A 15,298-nucleotide genomic window follows, 5' to 3' on the forward strand; every position below is an offset into this window, starting at 1 on the left:
GGTTCAGCTGGTTCAGCTGGTTCAGCTGGTTCAGCTGGTTCAGCTGGTTCAGCTGGTTCAGCTGGTTCAGCTGGTTCAGCTGGTTCACTCAAGGCTGCGCGTCGGCAGCGCAATCCTTCGTATCGCGCTGCGCCGGCCGGATCGTGGCGTGATCGATGACGACATCGCTCGCCGGCGTGCTGCCGCACCGCGTGCCGAGCCATGTGCTACGGCCGAGCCCTTCCGCACGGCCCAGCGTCAGCGCGGGTACATGATCGGGCGCAAGCTCCAGTTGCAGCTCCCATGCGAACTCGGCGCCAATGTATTCGCGAACCCAGTGCGCCGCGCGCGCCGCATTTCTACCGCCGGGCAGGAACATGCGATACGTACGGAGCGGCATGGGCCCGAGCACGATGCGAAAGCGCGACTGGGCGTCGCGTACCGCGCGGCCGAGCACGGCACCATCGCCGAGGCGTTGCGTGGGCGCCGTCGCGTGCAGCGTCGTACGCAGCGGTGCGCCGATCAGCGCCCAGTGCACGACGTGTTCGACGATGCGCACCGGCACACCAAACTCGCGCCGCAGAATCTGGACGAGGCCTTCCGGATTGCGCGTCTGCCGCACCCAGTGGCCTGCCTGGAAATACTGCGCGTGCGCGGGGCCGCGGGTCTCGACGGGGTCGACCGCGCGTCCGATCAGACTCGCGACATACCGGTCGAAGCGCGATCGCCCCGGCCGGTCATGCCCAGCCACCGGCTGCGCATCGGCCCACGCGCGATAGAACAGCAGGATCAGCCGGTGATGGAACCAGTCGGCGAAACCGGACATCGTGCGATCGTCGAACGCATTCGCCCGTTCGTGGGCGTATTCGGTCAGATGATGTGGCAGGGGCCCGTTCGGCCCGAACAGTCCGAAGCCGTGAATCGTCACGCGCGGCACGGCGCCCGCCTCGCGCACCGCAGCGATCATCGACGCAGCGAACGCAAGCGACGGCTCCTGGCCAAGCCGCAACGGCTCGTCGCGCGGGTGCGTGGCCCGTCCGAGCGGCGCCGCGTGCTGGGACAATGCGTCGAGCCAGCGCAGTGCATTGAACAGATCGTGTTCCTCGGGCGCAGCGCGCAAGCGCGCCCAATACGCGTCGTATCGCGCCGCGGCGCTCGCCAGCGGATCGCGGTGCGTCATATTGCCGGCCTCCGCCCGACACGTGCGGGCCATTGCGCGAGTTCGCCACGCTGAACCGAATGCAACGCGAACTCGGTGAACGCGTTGATCGACGCATGCCGGGCAAAAAACTGTTCGAGCACCGCGCCGAGCAGGTAGGGGCTATCACCGGCGAATGCCTGCTCGTCGACGGTCAGCGTCACGCGCACGCCACGGCCGAACACGATCGGGCCAGACTCCGGCAGCCGGCGATAAACCGGTTCGCAAGCGAGCCGCTGCAGTGCCCCGGTCTGCTTGCGCGTCGCCGTGTCTCCCTGTTGCGCATACAGTCCCAGCAGTTCGCGCAGCGCGCGCGCACCGGCGTCATCGTCGATATCGGTCAAAGGCTGATAGTTCAGCCCGAGGTGGCTGATGAGCCGCCACGCCGCCGCGTCCTGCGCGAGCGGCGGCCGCGGGCGCGAGGGTCCGCGCAACACCTTGATGCGCGCGAGCGGCGCGGAGATCTTCGGCGTGAAATCGCTCGCCGAGCCGAGCGGCAGCAGGAGCGGCAGATCCCGGTTCGTACACAGGGTGTCGGCGGAAAGGTGCCGCACGCGTTCGTCGAACGGTGCCTGCTGCCGGTCGACGAGCGAGACGAACACTTCCGTTCCGGGGTAGCTGGTGCGCGCGCCGTTGGCTCGCATCTGCGCGGATGCAACACGCCCCTCGCGCCGGATCGAGTAGTACGCACCTGACTCGCCACTGTCGCCGCCGTACGATGCGTAGAACGGACGGAAGTCGCAATCACCTGCGTCGCCGATGCGATGCCCCGTGACGCGCGTCACCGCGTACACCTCGTGATCGAGCGGCCGCACGCGGTCGACGACCAGATGATATTCGTGGGTGCGCGGCGTAACCGGAATGCGGTCGGTGCGCTTCGCAAACAGATTGACCGCCGGTGTGCAGTTCAACGCCAGATGCCGCGTATCGACCTCGGATGCGAGCGCCGCGTCATCCCGGTCGAGCAGCAGCGTCAACTCGAATGCACTGCCGCCGCATTGTGCGAGTGCGCGCCGCAGGCCGCTTACGCTGAAAAACAGATAGCGTGCGGGGAACGCGAAGTATTCCTGAAGGAGCCGGTAACCTTCGAACATCCGGCCGTCGTTCGGCAGCATCGCTTGCGACGGATGGAATCCTTCGTGCGCGATCGCATCTGCGTCGAGGGCCACGGCGTTGCGTGCGGCATCGCCCGGCGCATGCACGATGGCGCCGGCCACGTGAGCGGTCAGCAGCTCGACAAGCCGCGCAGCCTGAGACTCCGGGCCCGACAGGTAGAACGTCAGCTGATCCAGCGGCAGCTGGTCCGCCAGCGCACCGGCCGTCACCTCGATCCGGATGCGCAGCGCGGCGCGCGCGCGCCGTCTCAGCGCACCAGCCGGCAGATCAATCGGAACGCCGGTCATCTGCACCGCGGTAATCGCGAGCGGCCACAGCACGAGATCATGCGCCGTGCGGAATTCGCACGGCGTCACTTCGCCGCTCGCGACCTTCGCCTGCAGCGCGGTGCCGGCCGGCACCGCAAAGCCTCGCACGAGACTGCCTTCGTTCTGATCCGGTGTCATCTGCACGATCGCCATCGCCGGCATCGGCGCGAGCGCGTTCGGATAGACGACGTCGAGCAGGCGCTGCGAAAAGCGCGGAAACTCCGCATCCATCTTCATCTGCACGCGCGCCGTCAGAAAGCAGAATCCTTCGAGCAACCGTTCGACATAGGGATCGGCGACGTCGATACCATGCATCCCGAGGCGACCGGCGATCTTCGGAAACTGCTGTGCGAATTCGGCGCCGAGCTGCCGCAGATAGGTCAGTTCCCGGTTGTAGTAGTCAAGAAATCGCTCGTCCATGCGCTACACCCCCGTGCATTCCCTGACCGACACGACGCCCGATTCGAGATCGAGATCGGACAGCAGCAGAATCTCGAGCGGGTACGGCACCGACCACAGCCTTGCGTGAATCTCCAGCGTCAGCCTGTTCTGATGGTTCGCCCCGCGCGGATCCGTCACGCAACGCACGTCGACGCTGTCGGCGCAGAATCGCGGCTCGAAGTGCACGAGCGCATCGCGAATCCAGCGCTCGAGCGCTGCGTGGTCGATGCTGGACATCTGCATGCCGGCAAGCGGAGGAACGCCGTAATTGACAACCGAACGCACCACTTCCGGATGTGCCGCCGGATCGATCCCGTCCTGCATGTTCGCTGTATTGAACAGCCAGGACAGGTCGCGCAGCACCGCGGCGCGCAGCTTGCGCTCATCGATCCAGTGCGCCGGCAAAGCTTCCTTGCGTTCGCGGGGCGCCGCATCGGTGAGCCGGTCGAGCAGCGCGGGCTGCAGCCGGTCGCGCGCGCTGTGCCGCCGTGAGCCGGGCGGACGGTTCATCGGTTGACCATCGGTTTCGAGCATCGTCGCTGCCTCCCAGCTACATTTCCTTGTTCTTCTTGATGTCCCACCCCATCGTCACCTCGGCCCCCTTGCCGCCGTTCGCGTTCTGTTCCCAGTACTGCTTCTTGACGCGCGCGGCCTGAAACGCATAGCTCATCAGCAGCCGGTCCGCCGCGTCGGCCGGGTCGGTGCCGGCAACCTGCGCGGAGGTGACGAGCACCTCTTCGAGCGTCACCCGTGAGAACTCGATCTGCGTGCCGCCGGTCTTGCACGAGGAAATCTCGACCTTGTCGAGATGCTTGCCGCTCGCGCAGCACTTGATGATCGCCGGCGCCGCCTTGTCCATGTAGGCGATCACGGACAGATCATTGAAGCTGGCCTTGCCGGTGCCGCCACCACCGCCCACTGCCATCGCCGCGGGCTGGCTCGCGCCCCACGAGAACGACTGGATATCGGTCCATCCCTGATGTTGCTCGTCGGCCGACTCGCCTGTCGTGCCACCGACCTTCATGAACATTGCCACCGCCATCACACCCTCCAATTGAAATAAGCGCCACGTATCAGCGATCCACCGTCTTGACCGACGGCAGCTTTGCAACGAGCCGTAACGACACCGTCAACCCTTCGAGCTGATAGTGCGGACGCAGGAAGAACTTCGCCGCGTAGTAGCCAGGGTTGTCCTCGACGTCCTCGACGACGACCTGGGCGGCCGCGAGCGGCTTGCTCGCCTTGGTCTGCTGCGATGAATTCACGGGGTCGCCGTCGACGTAGTTCATGATCCAGTCGTTCATCCATCGCTCCATGTCGCTGCGCTCATGAAAAGAGCCGATCTTGTCGCGCACAATGCACTTCAGGTAATGCGCGAAGCGGCAGCACGCGAACAGATACGGCAGCCGGCCGGACAGGCGCGCGTTGGCCGACGCGTCGGGATCGTGATATTCGGCGCTGTTCAGCAGCGACTGCGCGCCGATGAATGCGGCAATATCGGAGTTCTTGCGATGCACGAGCGGCATCAGTCCATTTTTCGCGAGTTCCGCTTCACGCCGGTCGCTGATCGCGATCTCGGTCGGACATTTCATGTCGATGCCGCCGTCGTCGGTCGGAAACGTGTGGCATGGCAGGTTTTCGACGATGCCGCCCGACTCGACGCCGCGAATCGACGAACACCAGCCATACAGCTTGAACGAACGGTTGATATTCGCGGCCATCGCGTAGGCGGCATTGGCCCACGTATAGCGGTCATGCCGCGCGCCGTCGGTCTCCTCCTCGAAGTCGAATTCGTCGACGGGATCGGTGCGCGCGCCATACGGCAGGCGTGCAAGAAAGCGCGGCATCGCGAGACCGAGATAGCGCGCATCCTCCGACTCGCGCAAGCTGCGCCACGCGGCGTATTCGGTGTTCTGGAAGATCTTCGTCAGGTCGCGCGGATCCGATAGCTGCTGCCACGACTCCATCTGCATCAACGCGGGAGACACCCCGCCGATGAAAGGCGCATGCGCCGCCGCGGAGATTTTCGCGAGCTCGCCGAGCATCTCGACATCCGGTGGGGAATGGTCGAAATGGTAGTCGCCGATCAGGCAGCCGAACGGCTCGCCGCCCAACTGTCCGTACTCGTCTTCATAGACCTTCTTGAACAGCGGACTCTGGTCCCACGCGACGCCCTTGTGGCGCTTGAGCATGCGCGCGACTTCCCGTTTGCTCGCCGGCAGCACGCGGATTTTCAGCAGCTCGTCGGTTTCGGTGTGATTCACCAGATAATGCAGGCCACGCCAGGCGCCCTCGAGCTGCTGAAATTCCGGGTGGTGCAGGATCTGATTGATCTGCTCACCCAGCTTCCCGTCGATTTCGCCGATCAACTGCGCAATCGCGTCGTAGGCATCGGACGACAGCATGGCCGTGTTCTCGAGGGCCTGATGGGCGAGCGTGCGCACCGCACGTTGCACCGCGTTGCGCGCCTGCTCGGTCTTCGGTTTGACTTCCGCGTCGAGCAGCGCGGAAAACCGTTCGTCCGTCAGCGTCGCTTCAACCACCTGCGTCAGTGTCGTCGGTGCACTCCTATTCATGATCTTCTCCTCCTTCAAGACGCGGGGCCTCGCCGGCCTGCGGCGTCGCGCCGCTCGCACCCGTTCCAGCAAGGGCCGCAAGCAAGGCGGGATTCGCGAGCGCCCGCGCGATCAGTTGCTCCGCGCCGCGCTTGCCGTCGATATACGACAGCAGGTTCGCGAGCTCGGTGCGTGCCTCGAGCAGCCGCCGCAGAGGTTCGACGTGACGCGCGAGCGCCGCCGGCGCGAAGTCGTCCATGCTTTGAAACGCGACGTCGACCTTCAGCTTGCCGTCGCCGGTCAACGTGTTGTCCACCTCGAGCGACAGCGCCGGGGCGAGCGCCTTCATGCGCTCGTCGAAACTGTCGACGTCGATCTCCATGAACTTGCGCTCAGCGAGATCGGGCAGCGGCGTGGCCCGATGTCCGGCCAGATCGGCCAGCACGCCCATCACGAACGGCAGTTGCACCTTCTGCTGCGCACCGTAGAGTTCGACGTCGTATTCGATCTGGACCCGAGGCGCGCGATTGCGCGCAATCTGTTTCTGTCCGCTGGATGAAAGTTTCTGACGTGACATTCGCTCATGCTCCCCGCGCACCCTATGTGCGCTGATCCTGGTTCAACGGTAAGGGGCATGCGACCATTCGCCGGCATCGCACGCCCCGCTCTACGCATCCGTGCGCCGCCCGCTCAACAGCTCGACCTGTTGCAGACTTTCCGGCGCAATGTCTCTGACGATCTCGTAGAAATCGAGCGTCAGTAGACGCTGCACGCGGCGCAGCAGCAGCGGCGCCGGATGGCTCCGCTCGTGGTCCTCGAAATAGCGGCACATCTTGTCGAGCACGAGCGCGACGTCGGCCAGGTTCGTGAACTCGACGTCACGCCACATGTGTGGCGGCGGCACGGCGGATGCGCCATTGCTGCCATTGCTGCCGTTGCTGCGATCGGCGTGGTGAACCTGGCCGGCATCGGCGTCGCCGTGCGCGGATGCGTCACGTTGCGCAACACCAGCGTCATGCGCGTCGGCTCCCGGCGGTTCGCCCACCTCCAGGCAGATGCGCCGCAGCGCCAGTTCGCAACGGCTCGGCTCGGGCATCCATTGAGGGCCGAGCCGAACCGTCACGCTGGCGCGAATCGCATCGAGACCGTCGAGCACGGCATGCGCGGCAAGCCACTCGCGCCCGCCTTCGTCCCGCGATCGTTCCAGTTCGCGCTTCAGGCGCTCGGAACCGCCTGGATAGTGAGCCGCATCGAGCGCGCGGCCGTCGAGCACGTCGGCAGCCTCACGCACACTGAGCGCGCCGGCGAGCGACTGCTCGCGCGCGGACCCAGCGCAAGCATGCGCACCGACGAGTTCGGCGAGCGCGTTCATGCGCGGCGCCGGGTCGGTCTCGCCGTCGACGGACAGCGCCGGATGCAGATCGTCCCAGTAATCGTCGAGCCATGTCCGGACAAGCGTCAGCCCATCCGCGTAACCTTCGAGACCGCGAGCGTCGATCCACGCACGCACCAGCGGCGGCACGATGCGCAGATCCCTCGTGCGCGCGAGCAGCGACTGCGCGAGGCGTTCGACTTCGGTCCAGTCCGGTGCCTCGGCCGCGATGACCGTCGCGCCGTACTGCTGCTCGGGCCGGCCCGCCGCGCACTGGTGCAGCCGCAGAAAGTCGGCGTCGTACTCGAGATCGGGCCCGCATCGCGAGTTCGTATCGACGGGGGCAAGAAAGCGCTCAATCATGTCGATGATTTCCTGCGCAAGGCGCGTGCGCCCACGCGAAAGGTGATATCGCCGGTCATTCGAACGTGTAGCTGATGCTGACCGGTCCGCCGCCGGCATCGAGCCGGACCGTGCGCCGCATCGGCGGCAACTCGCCGTTGCGAATTTCGATGTCGTACGTACCGGGCGCAAGCGTGAGCGTCTTCAGCGGCGGGCTGACGCCGCGCTTGACACCTCCGACATAGACTTCGCCCCATGGATAGACCTGGAGCCGAACTGCCACGAGCTTTGCCATCTTGCGATCGTCGCCGGCGGCAACACCCCGCGCGGCGCTCTGCCCGGACGCGTCGGCAGCGGATGCGGTCTGCGCGTCGGCTGCGATCGAAGCGGATGCCGCCTGCGCGTCGGCCGTGATCGCAGCGGATGCCGCCTGTGCGTCGGCAGCGATCGAGTCCGGCGCCGACGCAGCCGTGGCGGGAGCGGCAGCCGCATTCGCCGGTTTAACCGGCTCGCGAGGCGCGGACCCACCCGCGCCGGACGCTTGCGCCGCCCGCGGCGGCTCGACCGGAGCGGCCTGTGCCAGGGGCGGCGCCGGCTCGCCCGGAACGACCACAACAGGCGCGTGAACCTCAGGCGTCGCCGTCGCGGCAAAGCGCTGTTCCGGGGCCTGTATGGCGAACTGCAGCAATTTGAACGTGCCGACGCATGCTGCAACGATCAGGACCAGCGCACCCGCAATCGCGTAGGGACGGCGGCCGCCTGCGCGCTGCGCGCCGCGCGCGGACGCCCATCCCCGCAATGCGGCGACAAACGTATGCAACGCGCTAGCAAGCTGCGCGACGCCCGGGATCGGGCGCCGCTGCGTTCCGGCACTGCGCCCAGGTGCACCGGCAAGCGGCTCGCTGCCGTCGGGGGTGCCGTGGACGCCGCGTCGATGATCATCCTGCTGACCATCTGCAGCCGGCCGGCTCTGCGGGACCTCCGGTGTTCCGGCGATGAGGCTCGCTTGCGCATCGCTGCCCGACGCGTCGTTGAGCAGCCCCGTCGCACCGTGAATCACCGCTCCGCTTTGGTCTTTGTCGTCCTTATGAGGCGCGTCTGACGGGCGTGACGGGGGTAACGGGCGTGACGATTCGCCTGCGAAAGACGGCCGCGGGACGCCCGGCAAATCATCGACGCCCGGGCGCGCTTCATCCGCTTGCAGCGCCGCTGTCGCGGCGCCGGCAGCCGTGTCCCGCTGCGTGCCTTCCGGCATCGCCGCGGCTGCACTCGGTCCTTGCGAGCGATCGCCGACGATATACATCCCCGCACCCGCTTCGCGCAGTCCCAGCAACTGTGCGAACGCCGCCACGGAGTCCGGACGGTCGGCGATGCGCAACTGCAATGCATGGTCGATCGCCTCCAGAAACGTTCGGCTGTATCGTTCACGGCCGGGAAATTCACGCGACGCCAGCGGCTGCCAGGTATCCTGAATGCTGCGCACGACGGCGGCGCTTGGCGGCTCGCCGACGATCATCGCGTGGACCAGCGCGCCGAGCGAATAGATATCGGTCCACGGCCCTTGCACGAATGCGGGGTCGTCCGTGTACTGCTCGATCGGCGCATAGCCGGGCTTGAGCATCACCGAGGTTTCGTCGACGGCGTCGCCGATCGATTTGCGCGCCGCCCCGAAGTCGAGCAGCACGGGTTTGCCGTCGGACCTGATCAGCACATTGTCGAGCGAAATGTCGCGGTGAAAGCATTGCGCGCGATGCAGTGTGCCAAGCGCGCCGAGCAATGCGGCAAGCAGGCTCATCAGCTCTGCTTCACTCATCGGCGCGCGCGTCGCCGCGCGCTGCTTCAACGTCTGCCCTTCGTAAAACGGCATCACCATGTAAGCAGTGCCATGGCTTTGCCAGAACTGCAGCACCTTCACCAGATCAGGATGATCGAATTGCGCGAGCAGCCTCGCCTCGTTCAGGAATGCGGCGCGCCCCGAGTCGAACGCCTGGGCAAAGCGGTCCGCGCGCAGGCATACGGTGAAATCGCCGCCACGCCGCGCGAGCAGCGAAGGCATGTATTCCTTGACGGCGACCGTACGCTGCAACGTGCGATCGAACGCCCGATAGACGATGCCGAAACCGCCAATCCCCAGCACCGAGTCCAGTTCGAATTCGCCAAGCCGGTGCCCGATCGGCAGCGGCCGCGATCCGCCGGCCGGCTCCTCATCTGAAGCAGCCGTCATGCGCTCTTTAAACAACGGGTCCATCATCCACGACCTCTCGTCAATACTGCCTGGGGCAAACGCGCAGGAATGCCGCCACGCGTCGCCGCCGCGTCAATACATATCGCGCGACGGCACGCCGAAAAGCGTCTGAAACAGCCGCGCATCGAACCTGCCGGTATGCGCGTGCGTTTTCGGCAGCACGTCGTCTGCCTGATAGGTCCACCAGAAGCTCGTCATTCCGTGCGGGTCGAAGTACTCGGCCAGGTTGGGCCAGCCTGCCGCGTGTTCAGTCGCGCGTGCTACACCGCCTGGCTGCACCACGCTATTCCGTTCCGCGAAGGCCTCTGTGTCGCGCGGCAGCCGTACGCGGCTCAACGCCAGATCGAGTTCCTCGGGCCCCTGTGCATCGCGAACGGCGTCGAGCAGCGCCGCCCCGATCTGCGGGAAAAAACCGCCAGCCGACGCGGTCGTGTGGCTCGAATAGCCGGCCGCGTCCAGTGCAAGCGTCGCGATGACCGGGTAATAGCGACCGACGCGGTCACAACTCGGTGCGAGGCTGCCGAGCTGAACACAGTCGGCGCCGGCACCGGCCGGGATCACGAAATTCCACACTGGCGCAATCGCGAAATAGCGGCTCAGTCCGTCCGGCGCGTCCTGGCGGAGCGCGGCCATCCCCTGCTGAATCCAGCGGTCCCACCATGCGGCGAGCCCCGCGGACAGCCCGCGGTTGACGAAGTCGCCCGCGCCGGGGACCTTCCCGTACCAGCCGGGCCACAACACGTGGCCGTTCGCCTCTGCGATCCTCATGACTTGCCCGGACACGTGAACGACTCCATCTGCCCCAGACGGAACGGGTTGTGCACCGAATCCGCGGTGAGCTCGACCTTGAACTGCTTGCCGTCCACCGCAAAGCTGGCGATCAGTTCCTCAGGTGCGTGCCCCTGCTCGAGCCGCGCGTGATCGAACAGGCGATACAGTGCCCAGGGCCCATCCGCCACCCATCCGTCGGTCGCACCCGACTGCTCGACGACCTGCAGCCGAACCTGGTTGCTGCCTCCCGACGCCGGCCATTGCACGGTGACCGGCGCTTGCGGACCGTGCGCGTAGCGCACGCTCTGACCGCCCACATTGAGCGCCCACTCGGATATCGCCGGGTCCATGTCCAGCGGCTTGATCTGCACCTTCACGCCGGGATCGTGAGCGCCGCCGGCAAAGAACACATCGCGGATCACGGCCGCCTTCTCGAACGACGCGAGGAACGGCGCCGCATTTCCCTCTGCATTGCCATCGCCCGGCGCCGTATTGAACCGCCACGGGCGAGTGGCCGTGTCGACGTGACCTTGCAGGTTCTTGCGGAAGAAGTCGTCCATCAGTCCGGCCGGCGCGAATAGCTGCGCGAAGTCGCCAAGCGCGACATCACGCGACGAGCCGTGCGCAAACGGATAGCGCCCCGCGATCGCCTGACGGCAAAAGTCGCCGATGTCGGCCGACGCGCTGCGGGCGATATTGCGCTGCGCGAGCGACGCCACGCTGCCGTTCGCGGCATCGGCCAGCTCGCCGAGCATCTGCCTGAACGGCGCAGGCATGCGGCCAGCCTGTGCGCGCACCTTGTCCGGCACATCGGACGGCGGCGGCATCCCGCCGCTGCGCAACGCGGAGTCGGTCGCGCTCAAGTACGTGTAAAGCTCGTCGATCAGTTTCAGCGCGGCGTCGATCGGCGCGGAATCCTGGCGTTCGCTGCTGTGCGCGAACTGCCGCAAGCCGGCAAAGTGGTTGTCGACCACGGCCTCCGGCTTGTCGGTGGGCACCGGCGCGCCATCGCTCGCCGCCGCATCGGCAAAGATTCCAGCCAGCGCGTGGCGCGCGCTGTCCACCTTGTCCTGCGCGCGGTCCGCGAGTCCCCCGCCAACCGTGCCCGCTTCGCTGCGGGTTAGTGCAGTCTGGCGCGCGGCTGCGTCGATGAGCCGTGTCAGCGGCGAATCCGGCGCCGACAGCACCCGCGCGGCCTGAATGCTCTGGGCCAGCGAATCGCCGGTTTGCAGACGGATGTCACCCAGATACGCATCCCACTCGCGCACGTAGTCATTCAGGTAGAGCGAGCGGATATCGCGTGACCACGACTCCCCCGCAGCGCGATTCGGCACTTCGGATTCTTTCAGATTGAGCACCCACTTTTCTTCCGCCGCGAATGCATCGATCGAATCGTCCAGCCGCTTGTCGAAGACGTCCCAGTAGCCTCGATACGTGTACAGCCCGGGCAGCCCGTCGTTCAGGCTCTGGCCGCTCGCCCGCCGGAACACCAGCGCGGCCGACGGTCCCGCGGCGTGCGCGACATCGAAGCCATACGACGCGGTACTGGTCCGCAGCGTGTGCGTGAGCTGCGCATAGAGCCGCTGCGCGAAGGTGAGCCGCTGCAACCGGTCGCGCGTATCGGCGACGAGCCGCTCGTCCATCGCGAACGGCGACAGCACGACGCGGTCCGCGAACAGGCTGTCCAGATGGGCGCTCAACGCCGCACGTTGCGCGGCGGCCAGCGGCCGCGGCAACGAGCGCTCGAATTCGAGGTCGAGCACGGCCTGCACGAAGGCGGGGTCGTAGTGCGCGCTGTCGTAGAGCATCAGATAGGCCTTGAGCGCTGCATAGGCGAACGCGGGATCGTCCTGACGCGCGTCCCGCAGCGTCTGTTCGAGACGCCGTGCCGCGAGCGGCAGCAACAACTCGTCAAGCGCACGGTGATAGACGCCGCTCGCCGCTGCCTGCGTCTTATCGCCCTGAAACAGCCCCCAGCGATACGCAAGCGGCGGCGACGCGGGATCGACGCGATCGGTTCGCGCCAATCCCCTCAGTTCGTCGAGCACCGGCAGCACCTGCCCCATGCCGGCGGCATCGGTAATCGACGTGCGCTGCAACTGCCTGTCGAGTACGCTCACGCGCTCACTCATCTGCTGGAGATAGTCGCTGTTGTTCGCGTAGCTGCGTATCCACAGCGCAAGCGCGACGCACAGCAACACGGCCGCCGCGCCATAGCCCGCGACGCTCAGCACGCGTTGCCGCCTGTGCCACCGCAGGTTCATGCCGGCGAGCGACGTCTCGCTGAAGATGAGCGCCTGCAGCAGATCTGTCAGGAAAAAACTGCGCCCGTTCGCCCCGCTGTGGGTGGCGGGCGGCACGCCCTCGATCTGCAGAAACCGCTTGATTCCGCCCATCACGCGGTCGAACACCGTGCCTTCCTGGGTCCCGCTCGTCAGATAGACGCCGCGCAACAGCGGAAGCGAGTCGAACTTCGACTGCGAGAACACCTCTGCGATCAGTTGTCCGAGTACGTCTTGCAGCAACGCGAACTGCTGCGGCAACGAATAGATCAACTCACGCTGGCGCACGTCGGATTCAGCCGCCAGCAACTCCGGCAGCGCGTCGTTCAGGCGCCGGTGCAGCAACTGGTACTCGCGATCGAAAGCCGCGCGCAGATCGAAGTCCGGCTTGCGGGTCTCGTCGAGCCGGAAAGTGAAGCCCCAAACCTGAGCCCGTTGCGCGCGCCCGAGCGCGGCGAAATACTCGGCGAAGCCGGCGAGCAGGTCGGCCTTGGTCACCAGCACGTAGACGGGAAACTGGATGCCCAGTTGTTCACGCAATTCCTGAAGCCGCTTGCGCAGCGACATCGCGTGCTCGGTGCGCTGCGTATCGGAGGCGCCGAGCAGGTCCGCGACGCTGATCGTCAGCAGCGCGCCATTGAGCGGCTGGCGCGGCCGATACTTCCTGAGCAGGCCGACGAAGCCCCGCCACTCCTGCTCGTCCAGCGCGCGATTGCTCTCGTGCGTGGTGTAGCGTCCGGCCGTGTCGATCAGCACCGCTTCGTTGGTGAACCACCAATCGCAATGCCGCGTGCCGCCGACGCCTCGAATCGCGGCGCGGCCGAACTGTTCGGCCAGCGGAAAACTCAACCCCGAGTTGACCAGTGCCGTGGTCTTGCCCGAACCGGGCGCGCCGATAAAGACATACCAGGGCAACTGATACAGATAGCGCGGCGAAAAGCGTTCGATCCAGCCGGCGAGCCCCGCTCGTGCGCGCTCGCCGGCGGTGAGGCGCATGCTTTTCAACAGTGCCGCGGCTTCGTTGAAGCGGTGGTGCAATTCGGCCAGATGAGCGGGATCCGCGCTTTGATCGGCCGGTGCGGGCTCGCTCGCGCGCAACTGGTTCAGCAACTGGGCGTTCAGATGTGCCGCGCGCCAGCGACGGTATGCAAGGCGCAGGCCCCAGGCGGCGAACAGCGCGCAGATCAGCAGCGCGCGCGCACCGGTCGATTCGAGCGGACGCCACGTGCCGAAGGCGATGAGCGGTCCGGCAACCCAGATGAGCACGGCAACCGCGACGAGCCCGACGAACACCCAGAAAGATCGTGCGAGGAACGGCCGGGACGGCAGCGATGAAGCGAACGAGCTCATGGCGTTCCCTGCGCGGAGGACGCTGCATGCGCGGGCGCCGTCAGCAACGTTATTTCGACGCGCCGGTTGCGCGCGCGGTTGGCCGGCGTGTCGTTCGGGGCGACCGGGTCCATTTCGCCGCGCCCTTCCGCACGGATACGGCCTGTTTGCGTCATGCGCGACGCGAGCATCTGCGCGACCGCCTGCGCGCGCGCCTGCGACAGATCCCAGTTCGACGCGAAACGCGCGCTGCGCACCGGCACGTTGTCCGAGTAGCCCGCGACAACGATGTTGCCAGGCACACGCTCGAGCGCATCGGCCACTCGCGCAAGCACGGGCGTATAGCGGTCGATCACCGACGCTGAACCCGACTCGAACAGTCCGTCGCCGTGCAGCGTCACGACACTGCGCTCAGCGTCGTCGTGAACCGAGACGAGCCCCGCACGCACTTCGGGATCGAGAAACCCCGCAAGACGCGGCGCGGCGGCGGGATGAACGGCCGCCGCCACGGCCTGCTGCTGCAGATGAGGCACGCGTACGCGGTCGATCGCCGTGAACACTTCATCGGATCGCCGCGCGAGCGTCAGGTCGAATGCGACAAACGCGCCGAATCCGATCAGCCCGGCGACGGCGGCCCACGCCCACACCGGCACTGCCAGGCGACGCGCACGTTCGGCCGGAATCTCGTCGCGCCAGTGCGGCGAGAGCGGCGCATCGTATTCGCCGCGCGCCTGGCGAATCAGCTGCGCGACGCGGTGCATCAACGTGTCGAGCTGGCCACGGCCGTTGTCGAGCACACGGTAGCGCCCCTCGAAGCCGAGCGCGAGACAGTAGTACAGCAGTTCGATCAGATCGAGGTGTTGCTGCGGCTGTTGCGAAAGACGCGCGAGCACCTGGAAGAATTTCTCGCCACCCCAGGTCTCGTTATGGAAGGCAACCAGCAGGCTGTCGGCCGACCATGCCCCGCCGCCGCCCCACGGTGTCAGCGACGCCGCCTCGTCGAGCGCGGTACACAGGCAATAGCGTGCCCCGACGATCACGTCGAGCGCGATTCCCGCGCGTTGCGCGCGCATTTCGAACTGCCGGACCTCCGATGCAAGATGCTCGCGCAACCATCGCGGATTCGGGTGATGCACGGTCCAGCGAATCTGCGGCACGAGGCTCAATAACGGATTGGCCGCCGCGACGAGCGGGTTGCTGCCGCTCGGCGCCACGCGCTCCGGCAGCGGCCCGCCATAAGCCGTGCCCGCACCGGCAGCGTCGGACATTGGCGGCGCTCCGCCGGGGTTCGGATGCACGAAGCCGCCGGGCGTGCCTGCAACTGCATCATTCCAGTGATTCATGAGTCGTTTCCGTCCGT

The 15,298-nt window shown here is 66.5% G+C and carries 11 protein-coding genes; all 11 read right to left on the reverse strand.

Annotated elements, in window-relative coordinates; genetic code table 11:
• Positions 1 to 88: 88 nt before the first annotated feature.
• On the reverse strand, positions 89 to 1,159 hold the full coding sequence (gene tssG / locus AC3WLT_RS14470; protein ID WP_492592406.1) for a type VI secretion system baseplate subunit TssG: 1,071 nt from the start codon (positions 1,157 to 1,159) through the stop codon (positions 89 to 91).
• The gene (gene tssF / locus AC3WLT_RS14475; protein WP_492592407.1) at positions 1,156 to 3,021 is read right to left on the reverse strand and encodes a type VI secretion system baseplate subunit TssF; all 1,866 of its coding nucleotides are present in this window, start codon (positions 3,019 to 3,021) and stop codon (positions 1,156 to 1,158) included. The genes tssG and tssF overlap by 4 nt, the downstream gene beginning before the upstream one ends.
• A 3-nt stretch (positions 3,022 to 3,024) precedes the next feature.
• On the reverse strand, positions 3,025 to 3,576 hold the full coding sequence (gene tssE / locus AC3WLT_RS14480) for a type VI secretion system baseplate subunit TssE (protein ID WP_492592408.1): 552 nt from the start codon (positions 3,574 to 3,576) through the stop codon (positions 3,025 to 3,027).
• A 16-nt stretch (positions 3,577 to 3,592) separates the two neighbouring features.
• The gene (locus AC3WLT_RS14485; protein WP_492592409.1) at positions 3,593 to 4,084 is read right to left on the reverse strand and encodes an Hcp family type VI secretion system effector; all 492 of its coding nucleotides are present in this window, start codon (positions 4,082 to 4,084) and stop codon (positions 3,593 to 3,595) included.
• 31 nt (positions 4,085 to 4,115) lie between these two features.
• A complete protein-coding gene (tssC, locus tag AC3WLT_RS14490) occupies positions 4,116 to 5,618 on the reverse strand; it encodes a type VI secretion system contractile sheath large subunit (RefSeq protein WP_492592410.1) in 1,503 nt (500 codons plus the stop codon).
• A complete protein-coding gene (tssB, locus tag AC3WLT_RS14495; protein ID WP_492592411.1) occupies positions 5,611 to 6,174 on the reverse strand; it encodes a type VI secretion system contractile sheath small subunit in 564 nt (187 codons plus the stop codon). Before tssB ends, tssC begins: the two co-directional genes overlap by 8 nt.
• A 90-nt stretch (positions 6,175 to 6,264) precedes the next feature.
• Complete coding sequence (gene tssA / locus AC3WLT_RS14500) at positions 6,265 to 7,332, reverse strand: type VI secretion system protein TssA (RefSeq protein WP_492592412.1); 1,068 nt, start codon at positions 7,330 to 7,332, stop codon at positions 6,265 to 6,267.
• A 55-nt stretch (positions 7,333 to 7,387) separates the two neighbouring features.
• Entirely contained in the window at positions 7,388 to 9,535 is a 2,148-nt protein-coding gene (locus AC3WLT_RS14505; protein WP_492592506.1) for a serine/threonine protein kinase, read from the reverse strand.
• Between the two features lie 93 nt (positions 9,536 to 9,628).
• On the reverse strand, positions 9,629 to 10,324 hold the full coding sequence (gene tagF, locus AC3WLT_RS14510; RefSeq protein WP_492592413.1) for a type VI secretion system-associated protein TagF: 696 nt from the start codon (positions 10,322 to 10,324) through the stop codon (positions 9,629 to 9,631).
• Positions 10,321 to 13,959, reverse strand: coding sequence for a type VI secretion system membrane subunit TssM (tssM, locus tag AC3WLT_RS14515; protein ID WP_492592414.1), 3,639 nt, complete (start codon positions 13,957 to 13,959; stop codon positions 10,321 to 10,323). The genes tagF and tssM overlap by 4 nt, the downstream gene beginning before the upstream one ends.
• Positions 13,956 to 15,281 carry a DotU family type VI secretion system protein gene (locus tag AC3WLT_RS14520; protein ID WP_492592415.1) on the reverse strand — a complete coding sequence of 442 codons (1,326 nt, stop codon included), beginning with the start codon at positions 15,279 to 15,281 and terminating at the stop codon, positions 13,956 to 13,958. The genes tssM and AC3WLT_RS14520 overlap by 4 nt, the downstream gene beginning before the upstream one ends.
• Positions 15,282 to 15,298: the final 17 nt, after the last annotated feature.

It is taken from the genome of Paraburkholderia sp. FW306-2-2C-D06C (assembly GCF_058781505.1).

Coding starts and splice junctions, on each gene's coding strand:
- tssF (WP_492592407.1), bottom strand. CDS start 3,021: ATGGACGAGCGATTTCTTGACTACTACAACCGGGAACTGACCTATCTG.
- tagF (WP_492592413.1), bottom strand. CDS start 10,324: ATGAGGATCGCAGAGGCGAACGGCCACGTGTTGTGGCCCGGCTGGTAC.
- AC3WLT_RS14485 (WP_492592409.1), bottom strand. CDS start 4,084: ATGGCGGTGGCAATGTTCATGAAGGTCGGTGGCACGACAGGCGAGTCG.
- tssA (WP_492592412.1), bottom strand. CDS start 7,332: ATGATTGAGCGCTTTCTTGCCCCCGTCGATACGAACTCGCGATGCGGG.
- tssB (WP_492592411.1), bottom strand. CDS start 6,174: ATGTCACGTCAGAAACTTTCATCCAGCGGACAGAAACAGATTGCGCGC.
- tssC (WP_492592410.1), bottom strand. CDS start 5,618: ATGAATAGGAGTGCACCGACGACACTGACGCAGGTGGTTGAAGCGACG.
- AC3WLT_RS14520 (WP_492592415.1), bottom strand. CDS start 15,281: ATGAATCACTGGAATGATGCAGTTGCAGGCACGCCCGGCGGCTTCGTG.
- AC3WLT_RS14505 (WP_492592506.1), bottom strand. CDS start 9,535: ATGACGGCTGCTTCAGATGAGGAGCCGGCCGGCGGATCGCGGCCGCTG.
- tssE (WP_492592408.1), bottom strand. CDS start 3,576: ATGCTCGAAACCGATGGTCAACCGATGAACCGTCCGCCCGGCTCACGG.
- tssG (WP_492592406.1), bottom strand. CDS start 1,159: ATGACGCACCGCGATCCGCTGGCGAGCGCCGCGGCGCGATACGACGCG.
- tssM (WP_492592414.1), bottom strand. CDS start 13,959: ATGAGCTCGTTCGCTTCATCGCTGCCGTCCCGGCCGTTCCTCGCACGA.